30 protein-coding genes are annotated in these 25,157 nt (G+C 40.4%); 15 read left to right on the top strand and 15 right to left on the bottom strand.

Going from position 1 to position 25,157, the window contains the following annotated elements:
* Window position 1 precedes the first annotated feature (1 nt).
* Complete coding sequence (gene corA / locus EHQ58_RS04610) at window positions 2-958, top strand: magnesium/cobalt transporter CorA (protein ID WP_135622570.1); 957 nt, start codon at window positions 2-4, stop codon at window positions 956-958.
* On the opposite strand, the gene EHQ58_RS04605 is transcribed toward corA, so the two are convergent.
* From EHQ58_RS04605 to efp, 4 genes are read right to left on the bottom strand one after another with little or no spacing between them, the layout of a single operon-like run.
* Window positions 955-1,692, bottom strand: a complete 738-nt coding sequence (locus tag EHQ58_RS04605) for an SDR family NAD(P)-dependent oxidoreductase (RefSeq protein WP_135622566.1) — start codon at window positions 1,690-1,692, stop codon at window positions 955-957. The genes corA and EHQ58_RS04605 overlap by 4 nt on opposite strands.
* Before the next feature lie 2 nt (window positions 1,693-1,694).
* Window positions 1,695-2,414 carry an SDR family NAD(P)-dependent oxidoreductase gene (locus tag EHQ58_RS04600; protein ID WP_135622563.1) on the bottom strand — a complete coding sequence of 240 codons (720 nt, stop codon included), beginning with the start codon at window positions 2,412-2,414 and terminating at the stop codon, window positions 1,695-1,697.
* The gene (gene mtnB / locus EHQ58_RS04595) at window positions 2,411-3,055 is read right to left on the bottom strand and encodes a methylthioribulose 1-phosphate dehydratase (protein WP_135622559.1); all 645 of its coding nucleotides are present in this window, start codon (window positions 3,053-3,055) and stop codon (window positions 2,411-2,413) included. The genes EHQ58_RS04600 and mtnB overlap by 4 nt, the downstream gene beginning before the upstream one ends.
* A 2-nt stretch (window positions 3,056-3,057) precedes the next feature.
* The gene (gene efp, locus EHQ58_RS04590) at window positions 3,058-3,687 is read right to left on the bottom strand and encodes an elongation factor P (RefSeq protein ID WP_342776214.1); all 630 of its coding nucleotides are present in this window, start codon (window positions 3,685-3,687) and stop codon (window positions 3,058-3,060) included.
* A 5-nt stretch (window positions 3,688-3,692) separates the two neighbouring features.
* Here efp and EHQ58_RS04585 point away from each other — a divergent pair, with 5 nt between their 5' ends.
* Together EHQ58_RS04585 and EHQ58_RS04580 are read left to right on the top strand one after the other, a co-directional pair.
* Window positions 3,693-4,757, top strand: a complete 1,065-nt coding sequence (locus tag EHQ58_RS04585) for a KamA family radical SAM protein (RefSeq protein ID WP_135622551.1) — start codon at window positions 3,693-3,695, stop codon at window positions 4,755-4,757.
* Window positions 4,758-4,767: 10 nt separating this feature from the next.
* Entirely contained in the window at window positions 4,768-5,292 is a 525-nt protein-coding gene (locus tag EHQ58_RS04580) for a hypothetical protein (RefSeq protein ID WP_167883532.1), read from the top strand.
* Here the strand turns inward: EHQ58_RS04580 and EHQ58_RS19080 are convergent.
* The gene (locus tag EHQ58_RS19080; protein ID WP_135622545.1) at window positions 5,286-5,831 is read right to left on the bottom strand and encodes a DUF1564 family protein; all 546 of its coding nucleotides are present in this window, start codon (window positions 5,829-5,831) and stop codon (window positions 5,286-5,288) included. The genes EHQ58_RS04580 and EHQ58_RS19080 overlap by 7 nt on opposite strands.
* A 108-nt stretch (window positions 5,832-5,939) precedes the next feature.
* On the opposite strand from EHQ58_RS19080, the gene EHQ58_RS04570 reads away from it, so the two are divergent.
* On the top strand, window positions 5,940-6,146 hold the full coding sequence (locus EHQ58_RS04570) for a hypothetical protein (protein WP_135622540.1): 207 nt from the start codon (window positions 5,940-5,942) through the stop codon (window positions 6,144-6,146).
* 3 nt (window positions 6,147-6,149) lie between these two features.
* Window positions 6,150-6,932, top strand: coding sequence for a hypothetical protein (locus EHQ58_RS04565; RefSeq protein ID WP_246047146.1), 783 nt, complete (start codon window positions 6,150-6,152; stop codon window positions 6,930-6,932).
* Between the two features lie 24 nt (window positions 6,933-6,956).
* On the opposite strand, the gene msrB is transcribed toward EHQ58_RS04565, so the two are convergent.
* Entirely contained in the window at window positions 6,957-7,496 is a 540-nt protein-coding gene (msrB, locus tag EHQ58_RS04560; RefSeq protein ID WP_246047145.1) for a peptide-methionine (R)-S-oxide reductase MsrB, read from the bottom strand.
* A 98-nt stretch (window positions 7,497-7,594) separates the two neighbouring features.
* On the opposite strand from msrB, the gene EHQ58_RS04555 reads away from it, so the two are divergent.
* Window positions 7,595-9,097 (top strand): DEAD/DEAH box helicase, encoded by a 1,503-nt coding sequence (locus tag EHQ58_RS04555; RefSeq protein WP_135622536.1) that lies wholly within the window; start codon window positions 7,595-7,597, stop codon window positions 9,095-9,097.
* On the opposite strand, the gene EHQ58_RS04550 is transcribed toward EHQ58_RS04555, so the two are convergent.
* The 3 genes from EHQ58_RS04550 to EHQ58_RS04540 all read right to left on the bottom strand — a co-directional run bounded on the left by EHQ58_RS04550 (window position 9,076) and on the right by EHQ58_RS04540 (window position 11,769).
* Window positions 9,076-10,104, bottom strand: a complete 1,029-nt coding sequence (locus EHQ58_RS04550) for an SAM-dependent methyltransferase (protein WP_135622533.1) — start codon at window positions 10,102-10,104, stop codon at window positions 9,076-9,078. The two genes, EHQ58_RS04555 and EHQ58_RS04550, sit on opposite strands and share 22 nt — an antisense overlap.
* A 9-nt stretch (window positions 10,105-10,113) precedes the next feature.
* Window positions 10,114-10,881 (bottom strand): DUF1295 domain-containing protein, encoded by a 768-nt coding sequence (locus EHQ58_RS04545; protein WP_425460471.1) that lies wholly within the window; start codon window positions 10,879-10,881, stop codon window positions 10,114-10,116.
* A gap of 87 nt (window positions 10,882-10,968) precedes the next feature.
* Window positions 10,969-11,769: an SDR family NAD(P)-dependent oxidoreductase gene (locus EHQ58_RS04540; protein ID WP_135622527.1), complete on the bottom strand. Its 801-nt coding sequence runs from the start codon at window positions 11,767-11,769 to the stop codon at window positions 10,969-10,971.
* A gap of 64 nt (window positions 11,770-11,833) precedes the next feature.
* On the opposite strand from EHQ58_RS04540, the gene EHQ58_RS04535 reads away from it, so the two are divergent.
* Complete coding sequence (locus EHQ58_RS04535) at window positions 11,834-12,862, top strand: zinc-dependent alcohol dehydrogenase family protein (protein ID WP_135622524.1); 1,029 nt, start codon at window positions 11,834-11,836, stop codon at window positions 12,860-12,862.
* Between the two features lie 48 nt (window positions 12,863-12,910).
* Here the strand turns inward: EHQ58_RS04535 and EHQ58_RS04530 are convergent, their stop codons facing one another.
* The 3 genes from EHQ58_RS04530 to EHQ58_RS04520 all read right to left on the bottom strand — a co-directional run bounded on the left by EHQ58_RS04530 (window position 12,911) and on the right by EHQ58_RS04520 (window position 14,880).
* A complete protein-coding gene (locus tag EHQ58_RS04530) occupies window positions 12,911-13,207 on the bottom strand; it encodes a hypothetical protein (RefSeq protein ID WP_135622520.1) in 297 nt (98 codons plus the stop codon).
* A 90-nt stretch (window positions 13,208-13,297) separates the two neighbouring features.
* Complete coding sequence (locus tag EHQ58_RS04525; RefSeq protein ID WP_135622516.1) at window positions 13,298-13,885, bottom strand: DUF6935 domain-containing protein; 588 nt, start codon at window positions 13,883-13,885, stop codon at window positions 13,298-13,300.
* A gap of 32 nt (window positions 13,886-13,917) precedes the next feature.
* Entirely contained in the window at window positions 13,918-14,880 is a 963-nt protein-coding gene (locus tag EHQ58_RS04520; RefSeq protein ID WP_135622512.1) for an amino acid--tRNA ligase-related protein, read from the bottom strand.
* Window positions 14,881-14,892: 12 nt separating this feature from the next.
* Between EHQ58_RS04520 and EHQ58_RS04515 the strand changes: the two genes are divergently transcribed.
* A complete protein-coding gene (locus tag EHQ58_RS04515; protein WP_246047143.1) occupies window positions 14,893-15,276 on the top strand; it encodes a hypothetical protein in 384 nt (127 codons plus the stop codon).
* Here the strand turns inward: EHQ58_RS04515 and EHQ58_RS04510 are convergent.
* Entirely contained in the window at window positions 15,224-15,643 is a 420-nt protein-coding gene (locus EHQ58_RS04510) for a DUF4279 domain-containing protein (RefSeq protein WP_246047142.1), read from the bottom strand. The two genes, EHQ58_RS04515 and EHQ58_RS04510, sit on opposite strands and share 53 nt — an antisense overlap.
* A 64-nt stretch (window positions 15,644-15,707) precedes the next feature.
* Here EHQ58_RS04510 and EHQ58_RS04505 point away from each other — a divergent pair, with 64 nt between their 5' ends.
* From EHQ58_RS04505 to cutA, 7 genes are read left to right on the top strand one after another with little or no spacing between them, the layout of a single operon-like run.
* On the top strand, window positions 15,708-16,433 hold the full coding sequence (locus tag EHQ58_RS04505) for a response regulator transcription factor (RefSeq protein ID WP_135622503.1): 726 nt from the start codon (window positions 15,708-15,710) through the stop codon (window positions 16,431-16,433).
* Window positions 16,434-16,435: 2 nt separating this feature from the next.
* Complete coding sequence (locus tag EHQ58_RS04500) at window positions 16,436-16,720, top strand: DUF883 family protein (protein WP_135622500.1); 285 nt, start codon at window positions 16,436-16,438, stop codon at window positions 16,718-16,720.
* A gap of 3 nt (window positions 16,721-16,723) precedes the next feature.
* A complete protein-coding gene (locus tag EHQ58_RS04495) occupies window positions 16,724-17,080 on the top strand; it encodes an LBF_4227 family protein (RefSeq protein ID WP_246047140.1) in 357 nt (118 codons plus the stop codon).
* Between the two features lies 1 nt (window position 17,081).
* Window positions 17,082-17,351, top strand: coding sequence for a hypothetical protein (locus EHQ58_RS04490; protein WP_135622497.1), 270 nt, complete (start codon window positions 17,082-17,084; stop codon window positions 17,349-17,351).
* Between the two features lie 43 nt (window positions 17,352-17,394).
* Window positions 17,395-17,883, top strand: a complete 489-nt coding sequence (locus EHQ58_RS04485; RefSeq protein WP_167883531.1) for a hypothetical protein — start codon at window positions 17,395-17,397, stop codon at window positions 17,881-17,883.
* Window positions 17,880-20,327, top strand: coding sequence for a C1 family peptidase (locus tag EHQ58_RS04480; protein WP_135622487.1), 2,448 nt, complete (start codon window positions 17,880-17,882; stop codon window positions 20,325-20,327). Before EHQ58_RS04485 ends, EHQ58_RS04480 begins: the two co-directional genes overlap by 4 nt.
* Window positions 20,328-20,331: 4 nt before the next feature.
* Window positions 20,332-20,664: a divalent-cation tolerance protein CutA gene (cutA, locus tag EHQ58_RS04475; RefSeq protein WP_135622482.1), complete on the top strand. Its 333-nt coding sequence runs from the start codon at window positions 20,332-20,334 to the stop codon at window positions 20,662-20,664.
* Window positions 20,665-20,692: 28 nt separating this feature from the next.
* Here cutA and pnuC read toward each other — a convergent pair whose 3' ends face one another.
* Window positions 20,693-21,331 (bottom strand): nicotinamide riboside transporter PnuC, encoded by a 639-nt coding sequence (gene pnuC / locus EHQ58_RS04470; protein ID WP_135622799.1) that lies wholly within the window; start codon window positions 21,329-21,331, stop codon window positions 20,693-20,695.
* A gap of 58 nt (window positions 21,332-21,389) precedes the next feature.
* Entirely contained in the window at window positions 21,390-25,058 is a 3,669-nt protein-coding gene (locus tag EHQ58_RS04465) for a LamG-like jellyroll fold domain-containing protein (protein WP_342776209.1), read from the bottom strand.
* Window positions 25,059-25,157 lie beyond the last annotated feature (99 nt).

Below are 25,157 nucleotides of genomic sequence, written 5' to 3'. Positions count from 1 at the left end.
TATGCCAGGAAGATTTAACTATATATTGAGTCCCTCCTCGAAAGAGGAAATTTCTCCAGAACTACCGCTACCATTGGCAAAACATGGCAAACATTGGATTCACATAACAGCAGAAAACGAAGAGCAACTTACAGTTCTCTTTGAGAAACACAAAATTCACCCTCTTACAATTGAAGATATATTAAATCCAAACAGCAGGATTAAATTAGAAAAATTTCCGAATTATATTTTTTTCATATTTAAAGGATATCAGTTTGAAAAAAATCTTCTCATAGCAAAAAACTTCAATTTCATTCTGACTGAAAATCAGATCATATCGATTACCCTGGATTATAGAGACAGTATTGGCGAACTCATAGAAGATTGGAAAACGAATCATAAGATACTAGCACGTGGATACGAGTTTATCGTTCATAAAATTTTGGACATCGAGACGGATCATACCCTTCTCATTGCACAAAAAATTGAGGAGCGAATCGAACATTTTGAAGAACAAATATTCACAAATGCCAAAACTCTTGATATAGGCAATGTCTATAGCTTAAGAGGAAATTTGCAAAATATGAAGAAGGGCATCAACCAGAATAAGGAAGTTCTTGAGGACGTTGAAAAAATTAAAAATTCATTTTTCAGCGATGAGGCAGATGCTTTTTTCCGGGATGTTCGAGATCATTCGATTCGAATTTTGGAGTTAGTGGATAGCAACATTGAATCGATATCATCTGCGCTTGAGGCTCATATCGCCTTATCCAGTCGCAAAACAAACGAAATCATGAAGATCCTAACGATTATGACTGCCATAATGTTACCGATGTCGCTCATCGCTGGTATCTTCGGAATGAATTTTCAGTATATTCCTGCCCTCAACTGGGAGTATGGCTATCATCTTTCCATCGTAATGATGATCTTTACAGGAATCATCATGATGCTTTACTTTAAACTGAAACGATGGTTTTAGATTGAGGTAATGCCGCCGTCAACCGTCCAATTTGAACCCGTAATATAGCCAGATTCTTTTTGGATCAGGAAATTTACTACACGAGAAATCTCAGATGGTTCAGCTATACGCTTAACGGGAGTTTTGTTTATTATTTCTTGTCGATGATCGGCAATTTCATTTTCTTTCACACCCATCTTAGTTTCAACATAACCCGGACTAATACAATTTGCTGTAATACCAAACTCACCCCATTCATGCGCAATTGATTTTACAAAACCAACAATCGCGTGCTTTGAGGAGGAATAAGCAACAGATAAAGCAGACCCAACAAGAGAAAGAGAAGAAGCAATGGCAACGATTCTACCTTGTTTGGAATCCTTGAATTTTGGAAGAAGTAACTTTGTTAGGATATAAAAAGAATCAACATTTATTCTAAAGATGGATTGCCATTCTTCCAAACTAACATCCGTTATTTTTTGGTAAGGACCGCCATAACCTGCACAATGTATCAATCCATAAATTTCTCCAGATTGACTACATTCTGATACTAATTTTGTAAGATTTCTCTCTAGGACAAACAGCGGCTCGGATAGATCAATTTCTCGGTACGTTTCTTGAAGGACAGGGGATTCCGGTCGCACTTTATCCAAGTTCCAGACAGAAAATCCAGAAAGAACAAGTGATCTGACAATCTCCCGTCCGATTCCTCCGCTGCCGCCCGTTACGAGAATGATTGAATCAGGAACTTCCATTTTTATAGGACTCCTTTCCTGGGAGTGATGTAGATTTCATCCAGATATAAAGTTTGTGGTAAGTACGATATATTGGCAAGGAATTCACCAGCATCGGAGACAGAAATCATATCATTTTTCGAAAAATCTTCACGATTATCCCAAATTGCCGTCGCAATCGCTCCGAGATATGCGTTAACCACTTTAACCTGATAAGGTTTCCACTCCTCCCGGAGAGCTTTTGCAAGACCAGAAATCGCATGTTTGGAGGCGCAATAGGCACTCGAATTTTCAAATCCAATCCTAGAAGCAGTCGAGCCAAGAAAGACGATGATTGAATTATTTAAACGTTTAATTGAAGGAGCAAATATTTTTAGCAATTGCATCGATGAAAATAAATTCAGCTGGAAGTGTGATGATAGTTCCTCATTCTCAATTTGCTCAATTGATTTGAATGATCCGTCGCCCTGAGCAAAGTAGATGATGAGTTGCAGGGAATCGGGATAGGACTGGTTCTGTTTGGTGAAGAGTGCATGCCAGTCAGTTTTAAATTTTGAAATATGATCCTGATTTGTTAGGTCGAAACAATGATTCACATTTTCTTGGAACGTTCCGGCATACTCGCTGCCACGACGAGAAAATCCGAAGAGAATACTGTTTTCGTCATTCCGGTTTTTTAAATTTTCAAAAATGGATTCACCGATTCCGGAGCCGGAGCCGAAAACTAAAATCAATTTTTTCATTTTCTCAATTCTTGCATGACATCGAATAGGAAAGCAGTGGCTTCGAGATGTCGATTGGCCTCATCAATTGTTTTTCCCCAAACGGTTGGTCCATGCTCTTCTACTAAAAGAAAAGGAAGAGGATACTCTGGATTTTCATTAAAAAATATCGAAATTTGTTCGGCGATCTGAGCCACGTCACCATAATTATAAAAAACTGCCATCTCAAGATTCGGTTTTTCCTTCCAAATTCCATAGGCTTTGATCATTTCGATATTCGGAATTTTTATGAGTCGAAAGCCCTCGGAAGGATCTAAATTAAAATTCAATAAATTCGAGGAGAGTGTATGTACATGGAGGATGGATTGAACATCATTGAAATGACGGTAAATGGAACGGTGGATTGAAGTTTCTGCTGACGGTTTATTCGTTGGTTCACTGTTTGTCGGGCTGTTTTTTATTAAAGTTGCAGAGGCGACTTCCACACATACAAAATCGCTCTCTGTTAGGTTCCCTTTATTTTTTCCTGAGGCGGTCACCCAAAATTGGGAAGGAGTTTCCGCTCTAAATGAGAGATTGCCAGCAGTGGCAAACATCCACTGCCGTTGGTAATAAATTTTCGCGAGATGGACGATCTCGCGAACCGATGCTTGGTCACCCAAGTTTATTTATTTACCCTCTCCACATATGTAAGGTCCCGAAGATCGATTTTTACGAAATCACCTTGCTTGATAAAGATAGGAACTTGGGCTTCCCCGCCAGTCTCAAGTGTTACTCTCTTTAAAGCTAATCCCGTAGTATCTCCTTTTAAGCCATCTTCTGCGTATGTAACTTCTAGAACTGCAAAGTTTGGCGGCGTAACACCAATTGGTTTATCTTCATAAAAAGAAACTTCTACTTGGGTTTCTTCTTTCATAAAGGGAAGTATGTCTTCTACATAATCCTTGGATACGGGAATTTGTTCGTAATCGTTAACGTCCATGAAGATAATGTCATCTCCATCGGCGTAACAATATTGCATTTTCCGTTTTTCCAATTCGACACTTTCTAATTTTTCTGCTGCTTTGAAAGTGCGTTCGATAGAAGAATCCCTTACAATGTTTTTTAATTTTGTTCGAATGAATGCAGACCCCTTACCAGGATTTACAAATTCAGATTTTACAACGGAATAGAGTTCATTCTCGATTTTGAGAATCATCCCTTTTTTAACTTCTGTGATGCCTAATGTCATATTTTCAATGCTCGTAAACAAAATCCGAGGGACTTGCCCAAGTGTCAATCCAACTATGGTTATAAGTTATGACTTGGAATGATTGGAAATGGCAACTTCAGAATCGTATTGTCGATTTGGAGACCCTTCAGGACAACATTGCATTGACGGAAGAGGAGAAAGTATCATTTCAGGAAGCAAGTGCGTTTTTTTCGTTCTCCGTTACGCCTTATTATTTATCGCTCATTGACCGAAATAATCCAAACTGTCCGATTCGTAAGCAGACCATTCCCCGGCCGGAAGAACTGGTTTGGAATCCGAATGAAGTTGAGGATCCCCTCGCGGAACAAAAATTTATGCCTGTGAAGGGCGTTACCCATCGTTATCCCGATCGCGCCTTATGGTATATTTCGCATACTTGTGCTGTCTACTGTCGTTTTTGTACTCGGAAACGGAAAGTCTCAAAACCAGAAGAAACCCCCAATCGCGAGGAATGGGAGAAAGCGCTAGAATACTTTCGTTCCCATTCGGAAATTCGTGAGGTCATTCTCTCGGGAGGAGATCCACTAACTTTGGCAGATTCACAATTGGACTATCTACTGGATCAACTGAATCAAATAAAGCACATCAATCATATTCGAATTCATTCTCGTTATCCCGTGACTTTGCCGATGCGAATTACCCCGTCACTATGTGAAGTTTTATCAAAATACTTTCCTCTCTATTTGGTTTCTCATTTCAATCACTCCTCTGAATTGACCAAGGAAGCTTGTTCGGCAATCAAAATGCTCATTCAAAAGGGTAACGTGATCGTTTTAAATCAATCCGTGCTGTTAAATGGCATAAATGATACTGTGAAGGATTTAGAAGAGTTGAATTACAAATTGATACGGTCGGGAGTGAAGCCGTATTACCTGCATCAGTGCGATGAAGTCGTGGGGAGTGGTGGATTTGTAGTACCTATTACAAAAGGACTTGAAATTATGTTCGAATTACGTGGAAGACGTTCTGGAATTTCGATACCTACGTATGTGAAGGATTTAACTGGTGGAGGAGGCAAAGTTACATTAAACCCTAACTATTTGGTTAGCGCAAATGAGACAAAGTTAGTAATGAAAAATTACAATGAGGATGAATTTGAAATCTCTCATTAAAAAAGAAAAAATGAATCTAAAAATTCTTTTGCTGACTTTATTCTTCCTGCTTTCGTGTACCAGCAGTTCAAAAATCGAAGAGAAAAAAGAGAGTAACTTGATCTCTCCCAAGATACTTCGTGTCACCTACGATGTAACCTGGGAGCCAAAAGATTTTTTTTCTATCAAGACTTCTGGCAATATTCATGGAAGTGGAAATACTTATCTAATTGAATATCTTGAAAATCCGCTAGGGATAAAATGGTTAAGGATATCGTCCACAAATCAAGAAAATAAACACGATTTCCCTTATCTCATGAGAGATAATACTGAATCTCTCAAAGTATTTTACTTCCCTTGGCAAAAAAATAGAATTTCACTCCTGATCAATCAAAAGAATCCTCCAAACGATATTCTTCAGTGCAGATGGGAGGGCGTTTATAAAGGTTATCTAATTATCATCGAATCGGAGCTACAAAAAAGTGAACATATATCACAAGTTAACTTCGCAGAAAGCATTCATAATTATATAACCTCGAGTCTTTCGCTTTATTGATCATCGGGGATTTCTATCAATTCAGTAACATAGATTGGACGGGGATTCCGTGTGGGAAATACTCTTAAACTAAATGCGAATTCTTTTGGGCTTGTAGTACTTCTTACAATTCCAAACTTACGCATCAAATTCAACCATCCCATCGCCTTAAGCTGCAGCATTGTTGACAAAAGCAGACACCGGGAGATTCGATAGAATTGTGAAATCCCCTCAAGTTCCAATAAAAGATGTTCCTCGATCCTACACGAGACCTTCCTTAAACTCTGACCTGGATCTTGGTAGGTTTTTGCTAAGGTCGATTTCCGTGAGAATTGGGCTCCAAAGATCAGGGTTGAGGATGATTCCTCGATCAAATGCTTAATAATTGCATTATAATTAGATTGATTCTGAAAATAGCGCCGAAAGTAAATTTCTGGAATCAAAAAACTTGTTACCCTACTCTCCTCAAACAGAAGGAAGTTTTCTTTACGTTTCGTCCTAGGCCGATGAAAACTGCCATGTGCGTAGTCAATACCATTAAAGGTAAAAGATTTGATCATGAATATTTAAGGTCAACAATCCAGTTATCTGAGCAGTGAAAATGAGAAAAAAAGATTAGTCAAAATCGTCTGGCAAACTTTAATTAGAAAAGTTATTGGAATTATCAAATGTGGCTTAAATTAGGCGAATCGGAAGTAATAAATTTAGATTACATTGCATCTATTAAAAAAAATCCTTCAAATCCGAGTATAGAAATAATCTATCAAGATCTAAATAATATTAAATCATTACCATTCCCAGGCACAGAGGAAAGAGATCGTGCCTTCAAGGCTATACTAGAAAACCTTTCTCGCATGAAATTATTTTTTGAATGAACTATGATTGAATATGAAGCCTTAAATCCTAAGCTGTATGCTCGCGTATTAGATGATTTAGAATTGGTCATATCGCATAAACCATTTCAGGTTTTATTTTATGGCTCAAGAGAACGAGGAGATTACGATGAACTCTCGGATCTAAATTTCTATTTGCTCGCTCATTCGACAGATCAAATGAAACCAAGCTTTATCGAATCAATTTCATCGGCTCTCAACCATCTTGAGTCCGTTGCGCCCGTAAATATGATAGCTGGAGACACGGAATCATTGCGAATGCGAATGAAAATTCATGAGCCTGGATCAATCCAACTCCTAGAAAATGCATCTGTCTTTTATGGGGAAACCCTTTGGGAAAATCTGCAGAACGAGTGGAAATCATTTAGAAATCGGGAAGTATCTATTATTGATCTAACTTCTTATCTTGAGAAGAGAATTCGATTTTTTAAACAACAAGTGACAAAAAATGTCAAAGAAGAAATTTCACAATTAGAAAGAATCTGTACACTCACATTGCATATATGGGCAATTAAAAATATCAATGATCTGACACTTTCAGAAATCATTAAAATGGATACTCCGAGTCAACTAGTTCCCCTATTTAAATTGCTTTACCAGAACGAAATGGATGAAACCACACTTGAATTATTAGACTTAAATAGAAAATTATATGCATTCAAAAGAGATGCCAGATGGAAAAGAGAAATTGCTAGGGAAGAAATTTTCGAATTAAAACATAAACTGATCTCTCTTCGTAAGGATGAAGAATTTTTACTCAACTATTAAAGGCGACGTCTTCTTCTATTCTCATCAGTCCTTATAAAAATCTTGCAAAAACTTCTCATATCCTTTTTCTTTCAATTTAGATTTCTCAATAAATAATAAAGAAGCAGAGTTCATGCAATAACGTAGACCAGTTGGTTTTGGTCCATCTGTAAACAAATGTCCAAGATGAGAATTTCCGATTTTACTCCTTACCTCTATTCTTGTCATCCCATAGGAGAAGTCTTTCTTTTCTACGATTGATTCTTTCATAATAGGTTTTGAAAAACTAGGCCAGCCGGTGCCGGATTCAAACTTATCTCTGGAGCTGAACAGAGGCTCTCCGGAAACGATATCCACATAAATGCCCTCTTTATGATTGTTCCAATATTCATTGTCAAACGGAGGCTCCGTATCATCCAATTGAGTTACACGATATTGTATATCGCTCAGTTTTGATTTCAGTTCCGTTCGTTCCTTTTTTTCATTCGATTGGATGCCGCAAGAGATGAAAATTCCAAAAATTGCGAATACTCCCACCAAGAAAATTCTGCTCGGAATTAAAACCATGATCGATTGTGCTTTCATACCTACTTTAGACGGATTCAATTTCCAAGACTGAGGCCTGGAGTTCTCCTATTTTTGACTTCCTTTTCTAGGTCGTTTTTTTATAGTATCCTTTTTTCATGACTACGAACCATTCCGAGCAGGAAACCGATTTCCAATCTTTTGGATTTCGACCCGAGCTCTTATCCGGAATCTCCGAAGCGGGATTTCTGACTCCAAGCCCCATCCAGCGACAAGCCATTCCTCTCGTACTCGAGGGAAAGGACATTATCGCACAAGCACAAACAGGAACAGGAAAAACAGCTGCCTACGGCCTTCCCTGTCTGAACAGAATTAAGTTGAATGCTGGTATGCAAGTACTTGTGATCACACCTACACGAGAACTTGCATTACAAGTTTCCGATGAACTCTTTCGTCTTGGAAAGAATTTAGGAATTAAGACAACGACCATTTATGGTGGAGCCTCTTACTCTAAACAAATTTCACAAGTAACCAAGGGTGCTCAAGTTGCTGTCGCAACGCCAGGTAGATTGCTTGATCTTATCAAAACGAAAGAATTCAAAAATTTCAAACCTACCATGATCATCTTAGATGAAGCTGATGAAATGTTAGATATGGGATTCTTAGAAGATATTGAATCCATTTTTTCTTACTTGCCTACTGAGCGCCAAACTCTACTTTTTTCTGCGACGATGCCAGATGCGATCAAAAAACTCGCAGGGAAATATCTGAACCATCCCGCGCATGTTAAGATTGCAGTGACGGAAAAAGCTTCAAAAAACATCGAGCAAGTCTACTATATCATCGATGAACAAGAAAGAGAAAACGCCGTTGTTCGAATTCTCGATTATGAAAATCCATTCAAGGCCATTGTTTTCACAAAAACCAAGAAGGAAGCTGATGATCTAAAAACAAACTTGGTTTTCAAAGGATATCCAGTAGAAGCTCTACATGGTGACCTAAGCCAGAAGCAAAGAGAATCTGTTCTAAAAAGTTTGCACAGTGGTCAGATCAAAATTTTAGTAGCGACCGACGTAGCTGCTCGAGGACTAGATGTGAAAGATCTTTCCTTAGTAATCAACTTTCACCTTCCCTTTGATAGCGAAAGTTATACGCATCGAATCGGACGAACAGGAAGAGCTGGAAAATCAGGTAGAGCGATAACACTTGTGACAACACGAGAATCAAGAGCGCTTTCGAGATTAAAAGGCACTTCTGGCACTGAACTTACAATAGCGACACTTCCTACGAAAAAAGACGTCCAAGCGAAAAGGCACGATGACTTTATTGGGAAGATTCTTGAAACGGAAATCAGCGCAGATGCAGAGGCTATTTTTTCTAAGCTATGTGAAACCGAAGACCAAGCAACAGTTAGTTTAAAAATACTATCACAAATCTTAGACAAAGTAAAGATTAGTGGACCAGAAAAAATCGGGAGAACCGCCTCTGAATGGAGTGAGCACCCCCCTTCTTCTGGCGGTAAACGACGCAGCGGAGAAAGAAGTGGTGGCAGTAGATCTGGAAAGCCAAACTCCTCTTCCTCTACCAGCAGTTACAAATCTGGCAAAGGATCTGCTCCTGCTTCAAAGGGTGGAAAACCTCAACGCTTTCGAAATAAGTAGTGGCTAACAAACCACTCCTCACCATTTCGGTAGCCCCATAACTCTGCACAGGCGAGAAAGAAAACTTTCCAATAGACAAACCATTTGGTCTTCTCCTTCTCGCCATACGTTTTTTCCAGAATCGACATCACAGATTCTTTATTTTTTAATAAGTTTTCATACCAAGCCTCACTCGTCTTAGCATAATGGGTACCATTGACTCGCCAATGATCTTCGATCAGAAAATCTTTCTGGAAGTATAAAAACAAATCATCAGATGGCATTTGACCACCTGTAAAAAAATATTTCGCCATCCAATCCGTCTCATCAATGACCTCGAATGGATAAGCGTATGTATTATGGGTAAAAATATGTACAAAAAACTTGCCATCGGAATTTAAAAACTTCGCCAATTTCTCAAAAAGCTTTTCATAGTTTTTCATATGCTCTAACATTTCAACCGAGATAATTCTATCGAATTTATCCTTAGTTGTGAAATCGTTCATGTCTTGAGTGAGGATAGTCAGGTTTTTAAGACCACGTTCTTTAGCGCGTTTATCTATAAATTCTTTTTGCGTTTTTGAATTGGAAACTCCGACGACTTTGCATTTAGGAAACTTCTCAGCGACATAGAGAGAGATTGATCCCCATCCGCATCCAAGGTCCAATACCTTCATCCCATCTTTCAGCTCGGCCCGTTCAACCGTCAGTTTCAACATCCTTTCTTCAGATTCTGCAAAACTAGTATTCTCTTCCGGCCAGTATCCACTCGAATATTTCATACGAGGGCCCATGACATAGGTAAAAAAATCACTAGGAACCTCATAGTGTTGTTCATTAGCATCTTTCGTATGCACTGCGATCGGACTGCTCTTTAAGTGTCTCACATAATTCAGTTTATGTGATAATTGCATTTCCGCATTCTGCTTCTTTTCTTGTTTGAGCCTAAGATCAAGGAGTTGTCGAATACGGATTCGAATGAGCCAATCGGGAAATAAGTCTTTTTCTAAAAGGGAATTGATATCCATGTTTTTCTCTTAACGTGCAATTGAATTTTTTTTAGGGAACCAGGGGAAAAATGCATTCGTTGTCTGTTGGTATTTCTTAAAAAGTTCTCCTTTAGACTGAAGAGAATACTTTTCAGCAAAAGGAACACCAGAAATAAAGCGAAGCAGGACAAACATAAAAAATGGGCTAAACAAACTGATGATAGAAAACGTGTCCCTTAGAGGGATGATACCAATACCAAGCCAAATGACCCATTCGAAAAAATAATTTGGATGTCGCGTATACTTCCAAAAACCAACATCACACACCTTGCCTTTGTTTGATTTATTTTGAATGAAGGTATGCAATTGTTTATCAGAAATTGTTTCACCGACGATACCGATAATAAACAGTACTAGACCTAAAATCGGGGGGATTAAATACAAGATTTCTGTTTCAAAAGAGATGATCAAAGAATCCGTTGCAATAGCAGGACCAGCAAGTAACAAAGCAAGAACGCCTTGTAATAAGAAAACATTTGTAAAAAATTTCTGATGGACTTTGTCTCCATAACTTTCTCTAAACCCCGCATAACGCTTGTCCTCTGGATGATTCGTACGTATTCGAGTAAAATAGAGAAATCCTGAAAGTCGAATCGCCCAAACCAAAACCGGAATTAGAATCGCAAGCTTAGCAGTGAGGTTTGCACTACTTGGAAGGACAAGCAAAGAATAGATTCCAGCGATGACCAGACCCCATCCAACATCTATGACTGCATAATTATTCCGGGACTTGCCCCAATACCACATAAGCGACATGAATGAAAATGTGAATAAAACCGTGACGGTATAGGAATTTACGATGATTGACAATGTGGCCTCTACTTGGTTTTAGACATTGGTTCCCTAATGAAAGTCGCGATAAAGTTTTTTGAATAATATTTTTTCTAATAAACTTGGGGATAAATTTCTCATCCACTTTAAAAAGAATCCTGACATATCCATTGTGACAAGTCTTGGTTGCTCTTCTAAAGCAGTTTTCATCAGTAGCCTTGCAACTTCTTCCGGCGTTTTTAATTTCCGATTTGCCTGCTCCTCATCTAGAATCTTACCGTCTGCTCCCAAACCAGACTTTCTAAGTGCTGTCTTTGTATAAGGAACACAAACAAGTGCAGAGCGCACTCCCTCTTCCATAAGTTCAATTCGCATTGATTCCATGGCAGCATGCATGGCTGATTTTGATGCTGAATAAGCTGCCCTCCCTGGAACCCCATACAGAGCGGAAACCGTGGACGTAGTCACCACCCGCCCCTTTGCGAATTTAATTCTATCGAGTAACCCTTGTATCAATTGTACGGGTCCGAAAAAATTGGTGGCAAAAGTCTTTCGGAACACATCCATATGCAAATCCTCAAACCGACCATGCGCCGTAATACCAGCGTTATTGAAAAAAACATCAATGCCCAGAATCTCTTTCGGGAAGAGAGAAACCGCATCGTCAATCGAAGACGGGTCTTGCAAATCAATTGCGATTCGAATCAATTTTAGATGGGAATGGGAACGAGCTGGAAGGAGAATTTCGTCAGCCCTTCTTGCCATGGCAATAATCGTTAATGGATATCCTGATAATTCCGTCAAAAGCGCTGCCCCGATTCCACTAGATGCCCCAGTGATCACAACTACCTTATTGTTCCAAAATTCTTTCATTCTGATCTGCATTTTGCAGAAAGGCACTCGACATTGACGAGTCAATTTTTATTAGATATTCGATATGGCAAAAGGAAACAAAGTTTGGGAAATCAAAGATACGTTTGGATTGGAAAATCTAAAACAGGCAGATAGACCACTACCTACTGATATCGGAACTGAAGACGTTTTAGTTCGCTTAACAGCGACTTCACTCAATTTTCGAGATTATTTGATGGTGATGGGTAAATACAACCCACGACAAAAGTTACCACTCGTACCTTGTTCTGATGGTGCAGGCATCGTCGAATCCGTTGGTAAAAACGTCACCAAGTGGAAAGTTGGAGACCGAGTCTTACCTATCTTTGCTCAAAAATGGACTGCAGGACCTCCTGATATGGATAGCCTAAGGTCAACTCTCGGAGGTCCAAATGACGGCTGTTTGATGGAATATGGATCATTTAACGAAAATGGTCTTGTGGCAACACCTCCGCACTTAACCGATATCGAAGCAGCTACCTTGGGATGTGCTGGCCTCACCTCATACAATGCGGTGATCAATTTCGGCGGCCTTCAGCCCGGTCAAACCGTTCTTACACTTGGAACAGGTGGTGTTTCCTTATTTGCCATCCAATTTGCAAAGATGATGGGAGCACGTGTCATTGCCACCTCATCCAGTGACGAAAAGCTGGAAAAGGTCAAGGCACTCGGAGCAGATGAGATTATCAATTATACAAAAAAAACAAACTGGGAACGAGAAGTTCGAAAGCTAACAAATATGAGGGGGGCAGATCTCATCATTGAAGTTGGAGGTGCCGGAACACTTCCGAAGTCCATGATGGCAATTCGACCTTACGGAACCATTGCGCTCATCGGTGTACTTGCAGGAGGTGAGTCTAATATTTCTTTATATCCGATCTTGATGCAGGGTGTAAAAGTGCAAGGAGTCATAGTCGGAAATCGTTTTGATTTTGAGAACATGAACCAGGCTATATCACATAACAAATTAAAGCCCGTTATCGATAGAGTGTTTTCTTGGGACGAAGTACCAATGGCATTTCAGTATTTGCAGAGCGGTAAACATTTTGGCAAAGTAACCGTTTCTTGGAGTTAAAAAAAAAGCCCTAAATATTAGGGCTTTCTCCAAAAATTGAAACTTTGCTTATTTCGCAGAAGTTAGAGTGATGGAATCAACACCGTTTGCAGAAACTGCTTCACCAGCAAATTCAACTTTCGCTTTGTCTTTAGAAAGTTTTTTTCCAAGAACGTCTACGTTTGTTACGGTATATTTTTTTCCGTCTGCTTCGATTGCAAAACCAGCACCATTTGGAAGTGCAGAAACAACGCCTTTACCAGATACTGGAACAGGCTTTGCAGCTTCCGTTTTTGATCCAGAGGAACAAGCAACAAAAGCCAAAAGTGAGGAAATAGCGATGAGTAGAGAAATTGATTTTTTCATGTAAAAAATCTCCTTATATCTCAAAGGAATCTATCCCCAAGGAATATTTCCTTCCTTATTTCAGATTCCTCGTAAATTTTCGGAATTTTTTTATTTCGCAGGCATCATCCCTACACATAGGGAACTAAATTCTTTGACCCGCCAATTGCCGTCAGATTCTTTTTCTACGGTAACCGGACGGAAACTAGACGCACCTTTCGTCGCAACAAATAGTTTGATTCTACCTGAAGACTCCTCGCCTGAATACGGATTTGTGAAAGTCTCTACCGTGAGAGGAGAGGAAGGTGAATAACCGTTAGATGGCTCAGCGCCTTTAAAATAGGCATTTGCTAACATTTTGTACTTATCCAACTGCCCCACTAGAAATCTGTCTCCATTCCCAAGGTCTTCTCCCTTATAGGCAGTCGGCTTGCTTGATTTCTGTCTATTTTTCAATAAGATCGATGTGACGAGAGCTTGGTTTCCTAAAACGGTGTCTTTCCCGTAAAGATGAATGGCAAGTACAATCAGCGATACAGCGCCTTCAGGCGTTTTCGCAAAACTAGATTGTAATGATTCAAATTCTGAAATGTTTTGAGGTACCGATGGAATTTGAACTTCAGGACGAGCTGTTAGATTTTGGGCAGAAATGCCGCTACTGAAAATTGCGAATAGGATGCAGGAGACAATTTGTTTCATAGGCAGGAATTTGAATCAGTTTCTCCGTTTGTCTACTGATTCTTCAAAAAAGAACGAGAATAAGAGGAAATCTGTTCCAAGGAGTGCTCTCTCAGTAGCTTCATAAAAATGCGATCTAGACCGAGCGATATCCCTGCCGAATCAGGAAATTCTCCAGATTCTAATACAGACATAAAATCTTCATCTATCGAAAATACTTCCTTCCTTAATTTTTCACGTAAAGCTTGCTCAGCTTGAAATCTGACGCGTTGTTCTTTTGCATTTGTCAATTCCCAAAAGGCATTGGCAATTTCGATTCCATCCCAATAGATTTCAAAACGTTTTGCCTTGTCTCCTACAACCCGAGCAAGAGCTGCGCATTCCTTTGGATAATCATATAAAAAGACAATCCCTTCATCCAATTTTGGTTCTACCAAATTTAGAAAAACTAAAAAAAAGAGATCTTCATATTGCCATGTCAATTGGTTGGCCTTTGGTTCCGAGGTAAGTTTATGTTCTGCAATCAATTCCAAAAGTGAGGATTTCGAAAAACCATGCCCCGTACTTTCAATAAACAATTGTTCAACGGATTTGGTTTTTAAAGTGACTCCAGAAATAGAGAAATCTGTAAAAAGTTTTTCAAAGTATGTTTTGATAAGATGGATCAAGTCTTTATCATCGAAACCTTTGACATAAAGTTCTAACATCAAAAATTCACTCGTATGGATCGGACTTCCCTTTTCACCAGATCGAAAGGTATGTGTGATTTCATAGATACGATCAAGACCCGAAGCAAGAGAGGCTTTTAAAGAATACTCCGGTGAGGTGATGAGATACCCTTTCTCCTCACCTGTCGGTGAACATACCAAAAATGGATCCAGATAAGGTTCCATACCTACGATTGTTTTAAAAATAGGAGTGTCTACTTCCATGAATCCATTCGTATGCAGAAATCCACGGGTGCTGTGAAGAAATTTCGAACGTAAAATTTGGGTTTCTTTTGGTATGGCTTTCATATATGATTAGTTATGGCGAAAAAAACAAAAAATCTAACGGTCAGGGAAATCGATAACGCATATGAGATTTTTGTAGAGAGCCAAAACTATTCCAATGATGTGGACAACGAAATCCACTCTGTCATCGGAATGCTATTCTTTCAAACACGCTCTCACATCCAACTGAATGTGACAAATCTAAACTATATTCCGATCACATTCATCAATCAAATTGTAGCTCTGGCAAGAGACCTACGAGCAAAAAAAAGGGTCCTTGTCCTCGTCGGCATTCCGTATTCTACATTTCACTACTTACAAAGATTCCAACTCACTCGCATGTTTTTTCAATTAAGAGGGGGCATGGTCAAGCGGAAGTTTCAAAATCCTCTTCGCTCCAAGGGAGAATTTCCAAATTAACTCCGAGTTCGCCTAACAAAAGCATCGTCCTTTTCTCCAATCGTATGCCCTTTCTCTCTTGGGAGGCAAATTCTACAGATGCGTAAAGACAGGTCTCGTGCAAAGAAGCAAGATCCTTCATTTCTTTGCGTGCTGGCGCTAGCCGTTTCAAAAGCTCCCAAATATGCTCATTTACGGGCGACTCCGGACCCAAAGTAGAATTGATCTGCCAATGCGGGTCCATCGGGTTATTTTCTATGTCTTTTATGTCAGAGTCGTGGAAGTAGTCCGGATCTATTCCTAATTTTGACGTGATTTCCATCGGTTTGACCTTTGGCCCGAAAATAGCGATCATTGCCCATGATTTTGGTTCCCTTTGTGTTTCCATTTCAATTTTTTACTTTTTTTTTCTCCTAGAAGAACCAAATTGAGATAGAACTCAAGGGAAAAACATGAAAAATATTTTGGTTATTGAGGACGATCCGGACATTGGGAACTTAATCCGTAAATCCCTCGATTCAGCACACTACACCACCTCCGTATTCGAAAGCGGTGAGGAAGGATTAAAGTTTTATAAATCCAACCACCCAGACCTTGTTATACTGGATCTCTCACTCCCAGACATTGATGGTATGGATATCTGCAGAAACATCAGAAAATCAGATGAAAGTACCCCTGTTTTTATTCTTTCGGCACGCACCGAAGAGATTGATCGCATCATGGGTCTTGAGTTAGGTGCTGATGATTACATCACAAAACCATTCTCCGTTAGAGAATTAAAAACGCGAGTCGATGTATTCTTTCGAAGATGGGACAAAAAAATTGGCATCAAACCAAATGTGGGACAAGCCGGTGAGATCCTAAGAGGGGCTTTGAAAATTGATTCCATACGTCGCCGTGTCACTCTGAATGAAAATATCATCAATATTTCCCGAAAGGAATTTGATATTTTACAACTCCTAGCAGGATCGCCTGGAAAAGTTTTCTCTCGTGAGATGATTTTAGAGTCTGTATGGGGAGTAGAATGGGACGGCTTCGAGCGAATGATTGATAGCCATATCAAAAGAATTCGTTCGAAACTGGAAAAAAATTCTGCCCAACCAGAATGGATTGAAACAATCTGGGGAATTGGGTATCGGTTTACCGATAATTATGAAAATATTGTTGTGCCAGATTAATTATGGAAGAAGCAAAACCAAACAAGTCATTGATTGACGAAGTAAAGTCATACGAGAAAAAAGCCAAGGAAATTGAAAGGATTGCCAGGGAAAAATATATGGAACAAGTATCAGACATCAAACAAAAATTCGGTAAAGTGAGCGAAGACGCGACTCTCAAAGCGAAGGAAGTGATCGATAACGTTGGAAATTATGTAAAAGAAAATCCGCAAAAGGCTGCGGTGATTGGATTCGGTGTAGGCCTTGGATTAGGCCTCGCACTCGGTTGGTTTTTCAAAAGAAAATAAGCTTTGGCGAAATCCTCCACCAATCAAAAAAACGAGATCCCTCCCAGGAAAAAGGGTGGGATCAAATCTGCATTCCAAGATTTACTCGATAAGCTCATTGCATATTGGGAAATCATGGCAATCTATATCGAGAAGAATGTTCATACCTTCATTCGAAATGCGATCTTTTCCTCGGTTTGGATCTTCTCTTCTTTATTCTTTATTTTTATCGCGTTTTGCTATCTCTCTTTTGCGATTTATCTGAGCCTGCAAAAGTATTTGCTAGATGGTGACCCCATACTCTCCAGTCTCTTGACCTCTGGCGTGTTTTTACTTTTGGCTGTAGGCTTGATAGAAATCGTACTAAAAGCAAAAAAGTAATATGTTCAATCCCCTAAAAGACCACGAGAGATATGCAGAAAAGGATCCAAGGGACATGTCCTTGGACGAACTCCGCATGTTACTCAAAATCAAAAGATTGGATTTGCAATTGGAATGGAATGTCTTTCAAGGAAAGATCCGCTTCTGGCAAAGGGTGGGTCGAACGATCAAACAATCTGGCTTTTTGGAAAAAATTCAGGAGGGATTGCAAGCCTACCGTTCTCAGTCCTCTGACAACCATCCCCCAGGCGATCAAAATTCTAATCTTTAAATTCTTAATTCTTTTATAATCTGATTGTCAATTTTTCATTTTTATGAAAAATATTGTTCTGTTGAAACGCTTGGCTATTGTTACCCTACTCCTCTTCGCGACCACGATGTTTACAGCACCAAAAAAAAATAAGAACGTATTAACGCCAGTTAGCATTTCACTTCTGGAGAGTTCTGGTGCCGTGGCTCCAGAATTTCGTTACGCTTTGGAGGTGAGACTGGAACGCACTTCTTCTTCTTATTTTATTTTTAGAAAAGAAGTAAGAGATGGCAAGCAGATCATCAACCGAAAGAAACGCATCTCTGAAAGTAAGTTCAAGAAGACCTATTCTGAATTGCGCGCGCTAGGTGCAGATAAATTTCAAAAGACTTCGCTTCCTGATGAAAAATTACTAGGGGTAAGCTATAATGAATTTCAATTCAAGTCAGGACCAACTGAATCACATTTTTACTATTTAAATAAAGAATTAGAAAAGAAAAATTTTAAAACAAAAAGAGACATCATCCAAATTATGAAGAGGTTACATCCATGAAAATCCAAAGTCAAATTCTTTCCTTAGCAATTCTGCTACTTAGCTTAGACCCAGTTTTTACCCAGGAATTTGATCCAAGTTCCGTCAGGTCTCCTGATTGTAAACCAGGCGTGTTTAATTGTGGTTATAAGCCTGCTCCCAAGGAAATACAAGATTCCATTCCACTCAAAAGAGATTTCAATAGTTTTGAAGATTTACCAAATAGTGTAGACCTATCATCGAAGATGCCACCAGTCGGAAACCAAGGACAGCAGAACAGCTGTGTGGCGTGGGCATCTGGATACGCGATCAAATCCTATATGGCAAAAAACGGAGGCAAGTTTTCCTCCTATGACCCTCCTTTTAGCGGAGGCCAGGGCAAAAATGTTTTTTCACCCGCTTTTATCTACAACCAACAAAACGGCGGAAAGGACGAAGGACTTTATTATTATAAAACAATGGAATTCCTCCAGAAAAGTGGCGTTGCTCCTTGGAGTAGCATGCCTTATACAGATAAAGACTATAAAAAACAGCCGCCAGAAGCCGTAAAAAAAGAAGCACTCCAATATAAAATTAAATCATTCTCTAGACTCAATATCAAAAATCCAGACGACATGAAACGTGTACTTGCGGGAGGAAATGTAGTCCTTTTTGGTATCATCATTGATGATGCATTTTACAAAGTGAAAGGCTCGGAAGTATATGATGAAAATGGAGGTCAAAGTTACGGCGGTCATGCGATGACCATTGTTGGTTACGATGACTCAAAAACTTCTAAGTCAGGAAAAAAAGGCGCCTTCAAATTTCAGAATTCCTGGGGTACAAATTGGGCAGATAAAGGCTTCGGTTGGATTTCGTATTCTATGCTTGCAAAAGTTGGCCAAGAAGCCTATGCAATGATAGATGATACGAAAACAACGACGCCAACAGTAACGCCCGCACCTGCTGTAACAAAACCTCTCTCAGCGCCTACAGACATCAAAGCCTCTCGTGGGGAATTCCCATCTAAAATCGTTTTAACTTGGCTTGCGAGTGATAAAGCAATCTCCTACCTTATCGAAAGAAAGGACGAAAACAAATTCAATGAATTAGCATATTCCAATGTACCTACTTATTCTGATACTAATGTATCTCCAAATAGTACCTATTCATATCGAATCAGTGCGATCTCTGATGAAGAAACGTCTCCTGCTTCCAAAGAAATCGAAGGTTTCACCAGTGCCCAATCAGTAAGCAATGGAAAACTAGAACAAGTCGTTGGTGTGAACGGCAAGAGTTATATGGAAGGAAGTTCGGCGAAGATTGCATTGGCCTGGTCAGAAATCGAAGGTGCGACTGGTTATATGGTTTCCAAAATCGGCTCGAGCAAACGTTGGAAAACCGTTGGCAATGTAACAACTGCTTCCTTTGTTGATACTTCACCTTCACAAGACGAAACCAATGTCTATCGAATTTGTGCGACCATCAAATCGAAAAAGGCTGGGGATTGGAGCGAAAGCTATGGTGTTGATGTAGGAAGTGATGAAGTGGCCCCAGGCCAGGTTGCTGATTTGCAAGTCTCAGTGGGCGAGTATGCAGATAAGATTAAAGTCTCCTGGAATGCATCGCCAGGAGCAACAGGTTACTATCTCTATCGTTTCGATGAGAATGCCGAAGTCTCTGGCCAATTCGAAGTCAGTGGCACTTCTTACGACGATATGGACAAGGCTTTACTTGGTGGTTCTACTTTTGCTTATACAGTGATCGCTGTAAATGAAGTGGGTTATTCCGAGCCAAGTGAATTTGCATTTGGTAATATTGACCCAGAACTATCCAAAAGGTCTGCTGGAGCCACACTCTCGCCTCCTTCCAAAGTAAGTTTTGAACTAGGTCCAAAAGATAAGAAATTAAAAATCAAATGGAGCCCTGTGAAAGACGCAGGTGAATATTATATTTACCGAAAGTTGATGAAGGCAAAATCAAAAAAGGAAAAGTATGCTTTCGTGAATTCAGTTCCTGGCAACCAAACAACGTATACAGAAACATTTTCAGGAAATCCAGGAGACTTGTATCTTTATTCCGTAAGATCAAAATCAGAGTTTGGTTCTGAATCAAAAGACTCAAAACCGATTTCCGTATTCCTCAACCCCGAACAATCAGCCGTTAGCAAAAGAGCACTCAGCTTAGAGGAAATACCCAGCACCTTTCTTGGCAATTGGTCAGGTTTTTATTGGAATCCTAAGTCTGGCCCACAGAAACTCCTTGTAGAGGTAACAGGTGCCAACCAAGATTTTAAGGCAACACTCAAGATCAACGATAAGGTCGCAAAACAATTCCAAGGCTCTTGGACTCCCGGTAGTACGGGAATCAAAGCCGAAGGCTTCCAGTTAGATTTATCACGCGAAATCAAAGGAAGTTCCCTCGTGAAGCTGAACAAGGTTGCAGAATTAGGCGAGGAAACAGAATATAGCTTTTCAAAGGACTAATCGAATGGCATCAGAAGATATTTTAGTATTTACCACAATTGGAGACCGAGATATGGCCGAGGAGCATATCTCGGAAATGTTGGAGCAAGGGATCATCAAATCAGGTACCATTTTTCCTGAGGTAGAACTGGTTTATATGTGGGATGGAAAAATCACAGTAGATACAGAAAATAAGATCTTATTGAAAGCGGATGCGAACAAATATGATGCGATCGAAGAATACATCATGAAAAAACATCCCTACATTGCTCCAGAAATCATCCGCATGGATGTCAGTTTTGGATCTCCGGCTTACAAGGCCTTCATCGCCGATAAGATCAAACGTAATGCAGGCTAGTTGATTTCTTTATAAACAGGTGCCATTCTCAAGGTGTTGACGCCTGTTTATTGTTCCAGTGATACAGACCGAAAAAGGCGATGCTGAGAAATACGACATACTCCATCGCCACAAGATCAATTCCCTTCATAAAATAGATTCCGATACAGACTACATCCACTGCCACCCAAAGATACCAAGCTTGTAGAATGCGTCTTGCGAGTAAAAAATTAGCAACGATACTTGCTGTCGTTGTAAAGGCATCCAAATAAGGATAGGAAGGAGGGAGTTGAAAAAGCTCTGGGAAAAAAGTAGGTAATTTTTTCGTAGTTTCACCTAACAGAAAGCTCGAAATCAGGATGGCAATGGATAATTGCAAAAAGGATTTGTTGCTTGTGGAGGTGATCGGAATCTCGATCCCCCTTCTCTTTTGCCAAAAAATCCATCCATAAATGCTTGAACCAAAAAAGTAAATTTGTAAGAGCATATCGGAATACAATTGCACTTGGTAAAACAAAAAGAAAAAACATATCGAATTGAAAATTCCAACCGGCCAAGTGATGATTTGATTTCTGGCAGCTGTGTAAACACAAATGAGTCCAGAGAGGATGCCTAGGAATTCGAGTAAAGAAACAGGGTAATCTATAAATTCTAAGATTATAAATTCGAGCGTAAAATAATTTTTAATAAATTCCAAGTGGGAAACCGGGTTTTGAATATTTCAGAGGATCGAAATCGATTCCTATTTAAGGACAGGTATGTCCTACAGGGATGTTGTATTTGTTGGACAAATAACATTCAACAATTTGGCGATCGCTTGTTGAAAGGACTTGGTTGAAATAGATAAAGTCACCCAAAAGACCATCAAAGTAACCGCCATCAAAGGGATAGGATCCTCCATAATAATAACGGCCAATTTCTAAATTGCCCCCAGTGCAAGAAAATGTCGGTGCAGCAGTATTTGCCGATGAAGAAACCGTGCCATTTTTCAATAAAATTCCAGAGGCTCCATTATAATCCAAGGATAAGATAACTGGCTCATTGATTGCATTGAAGGGGCTAGTTGATTGATTGATAGGCGTATTTGAAAATAAATTAAACAACGTAGGATAACTTCCCCCACCGCGGGTAATATAAAGTAATTTTCCTCCTGGCCCTGGTGGATTGGGAGCTCCATTCTGGAAGATTCCATTATTTCCTGACTGGCTACTTTCGCTGAAAACGGAGAAGATTGTATTTGTCGACCCGATCATATCCGCAACACAAGCAGCCGTTAAATACGCAGGATCGGAGCTTGTTCCGACAAACCTGATCGCTGCAGCACCATTGATGCCATTGTTGAGAAGAAAAGGCTGACGTAAACCTAACCCTTGAGAGACATTATAACCATTGCCACTACGGTCAACCCAGAATCCTACACAGTTGACTCCTCCGCTACAAATTCCCGCTCCGTAAGAAGCAGCTTCTGGCATTAGATAAAATTTCAAACTACTACTAGCAAGCGTTTGGTTCCAACTGCTCACTTGCGTCGGATAATTGCCTGCTATGGCTTTCATTTCAGAGACTGTTAATGCTCGATCATAAATCCTTACATCATCAATATCGCCAAAAAAATTGCCCGTCCCATTGATGAGCCTACCTACTTCCAAATTAGGACTTGTGGCTGTCGTCCATGTTTTGTTCTGGGAAGCGCGCAAGACTCCATTCTCGTAAATATATGCTGTTGAAGAATCATAGACACCACAGAGGTGCATCCATTGGTTTAAGAAATCTTCATGAAAGATCGTTACGTCATCAGTCACGCCAAAATTACCAGTAACAGTCGATGTGATTACTAGTCCATTCCCTGAACTTCCCGTCATTGTACCATAACCAACAATGTACTGTCCGGCACTGTTAGTCGTTCGAAACCAAGCACAGTTCGTTCGAGCATTCCCTCCTGTTGGTAAACCATTGGGATTTAATTTTTGCAGAAAGGATCCACCATTGAAGTTGTAGGAGCCATTAGCATGGCCGTTTCTATCCGAGGTTGGTGTCGCACCCGAAACACTCAAATCATTAAAATAATTTCCAAAATCCTTTGAATTCCCATTTAACGGGAAATAGGAAATGAGGCCACTCGGAACTTGGATGGCAAGCCTTTGGATCGCATCATCATCTAATGCACCTTTAAAAATACGAACGTCGGAAACTTTCCCTTTAAAGAAAGAGAGGGGCCCACCATACGCAACCGCAAAATTACTAGTCAAAGTATTAGGAATGGAATTAAATACAATCCCTTGGTCTCGCCCGTTTAAGGAGAGTCGCCAATTATGATTGAAACTTTTTATGGTTACGTGACTCCATTGGTTTAAGGGAATTTTGTTCGTACTGAGGCCACTCGCTGTACCGTTTACTTGGATGTAGAGGTAACGCGTACTTGCTTGAAAAATCAAAGCATACCCATCCGTACCAATAGTTCCATTTGAAAAAATCACTTGGTCCGTCGTTCCTCCACTCGGGTGAACCCATGCGGAGATTGTCAGATAATCGGTAATTTGGGATGAATTGAAGGAAACGCTCGTGTTTGAAGATATGTAGTCTGTTGTACCATTGAATTCGTAAGCCCCAGTTGCATTGCCATTTTCGTCTACAGTGCTTGTAGGTGACCCAGTCCATAACCCGTTGTTGGTCCCAATCGAATCATTAGAATTCCCATCGAACGTATAACGTAAAAGTTCTGCATTCTCCAACCTTCGGATGGCATGGTTTGCCTCCTCGGAAACATAAAGGTTCGCACCATCTGAGAGTAAATAAACGGGTTGTCCCATTGCGGCGTTGGAGCCAACCTCGTCCACATAACCAGCGCTTCCACTACCGACAAGTGTGATCACTCTGGCATCTGACAGCCGCAGGTGGCGGATCTTATAGGTCGTGTAATCTGAGATAAAGAGATCGGTTCCATCTGTTGCAATGGAAAAGGGAGCGTCAAATTGTGCACTGGTCGTCCCAAATCCATCCACGGATCCTGCCGTTCCCGTGCCGGCGACTGTCGTTACGGGATTTGTACCGGATAAAGATATTTTTCGGATACGCTGGTTACCTATATCTGCAATATATAAAAATCCACCGAGTCCGACGATACCGAGAGGATTATCAAATTGAGCAGAGGTCCCATTTAGATCCGCATATCCATTGACCCCAGTCCCGGCAAACGTACTAACTGCTCCCGTCACTGGACTAACCGCACGTATGCGGTTGTTATACCGATCTGCAACAAATAAAATACCATTATAGAGAGTGATGTCATGAGGAAAGTTGAAGGAGGCAAGTAGACCATTCGCGTTGTCGGCAAAGGGAGCTGCATTGCCATTTCCAGCCAATGTCGTGACTTGAGCTGTGGTTAGGTTGATCTTTCGAATGCGATGTCCGTCAAATTCTAAAACATAGAGAGAAGTGCCATCCGTAGTTAGTCGAAAAGGTCCATGGAACTGGGCCGCAGTACCAACTCCATCCTTACAATTCGTCGTTGTTGTACCAGGACAGGTTGTCCCTCCCCCGGCATTGCCACCGGCAAAGGTAGTCGTATCTCCGTTCGATTTGTTGATTTTGCGTATAAGATTGTTCCCGTAATCCACAACGTAGACAAAGGTACCATCGGTTGCCATTCCCTTGGGATTGATAAAGCGAGCAAGATTGGCGGACGACGTTGCTGTTCCTAGAGGCACATTCCCTGGACTAGGACCAGGTCCTGGACCGGGCGTGTTAGTTGGATATCCTCCTACCATAGTTCGCAAATAAAAATTGGGAGAGGGATTCGAAGGATTTACAAGTGTGGCCGCGGCAACGGTTTGGATCGTTCCCCCACTTAAGTATCCTGTGACACAGCGGATGAAAATAGTGACATTGGCACTGGCCATGGTGCCGACGGAAGCGGAAGGCTCCTCAAACGCACACACACTGCCTGCGGTTTGAGCGGAGATAGTAACGGTATACGTGGCATTAGTTGCGAGTCGTGTCGTAAATTTATGAAGTGCTGCCGTACTAAAGGTTAGAGATTCAGAGGAGTTGAGCTGGACCGAGAGAGAGGACGTAATGCCCGTTACGCTGACTCCCACCTCATAATCTGTGGTTGACGTGGTGGCACTTGCATTCGTGCAGACGATGCTAACGTTAGCTATATTATCTGCCTGCATAGTACCTTTTCCGTTCGTTAAGGTACAGGTCATCGTGGAAACACCTGACCAGGCAATGGTGACATCATATGTGGTGCCTGTTTTTAATTTTGTCGGGAATGTGAAATTTCCGTCTTCGGATACCGAAACTGTCTCTGAATTGTTGGTGATGTCGACCTTGCCACCAGAAACAAGTCCTGAGACGGCCCCACCTAGGCTAAGCTCCGCCGGCGATGGGTTCGACCTTGTAAAAAATCGCATCAAACCCAGGAATTCCAATGGACTTCTCACAAGGCTCGGGATGCTACAAGAGCTAAATACAAAGATAAGCAGGAAACAAATTGTCTTTTGCATTTTTGA

It is taken from the genome of Leptospira ognonensis (assembly GCF_004770745.1).
Taxonomy (GTDB): domain Bacteria; phylum Spirochaetota; class Leptospiria; order Leptospirales; family Leptospiraceae; genus Leptospira_A; species Leptospira_A ognonensis.
Note: the sequence above shows the minus strand (reverse complement) of the source record. Positions and strands in the feature narration are given on the sequence as shown.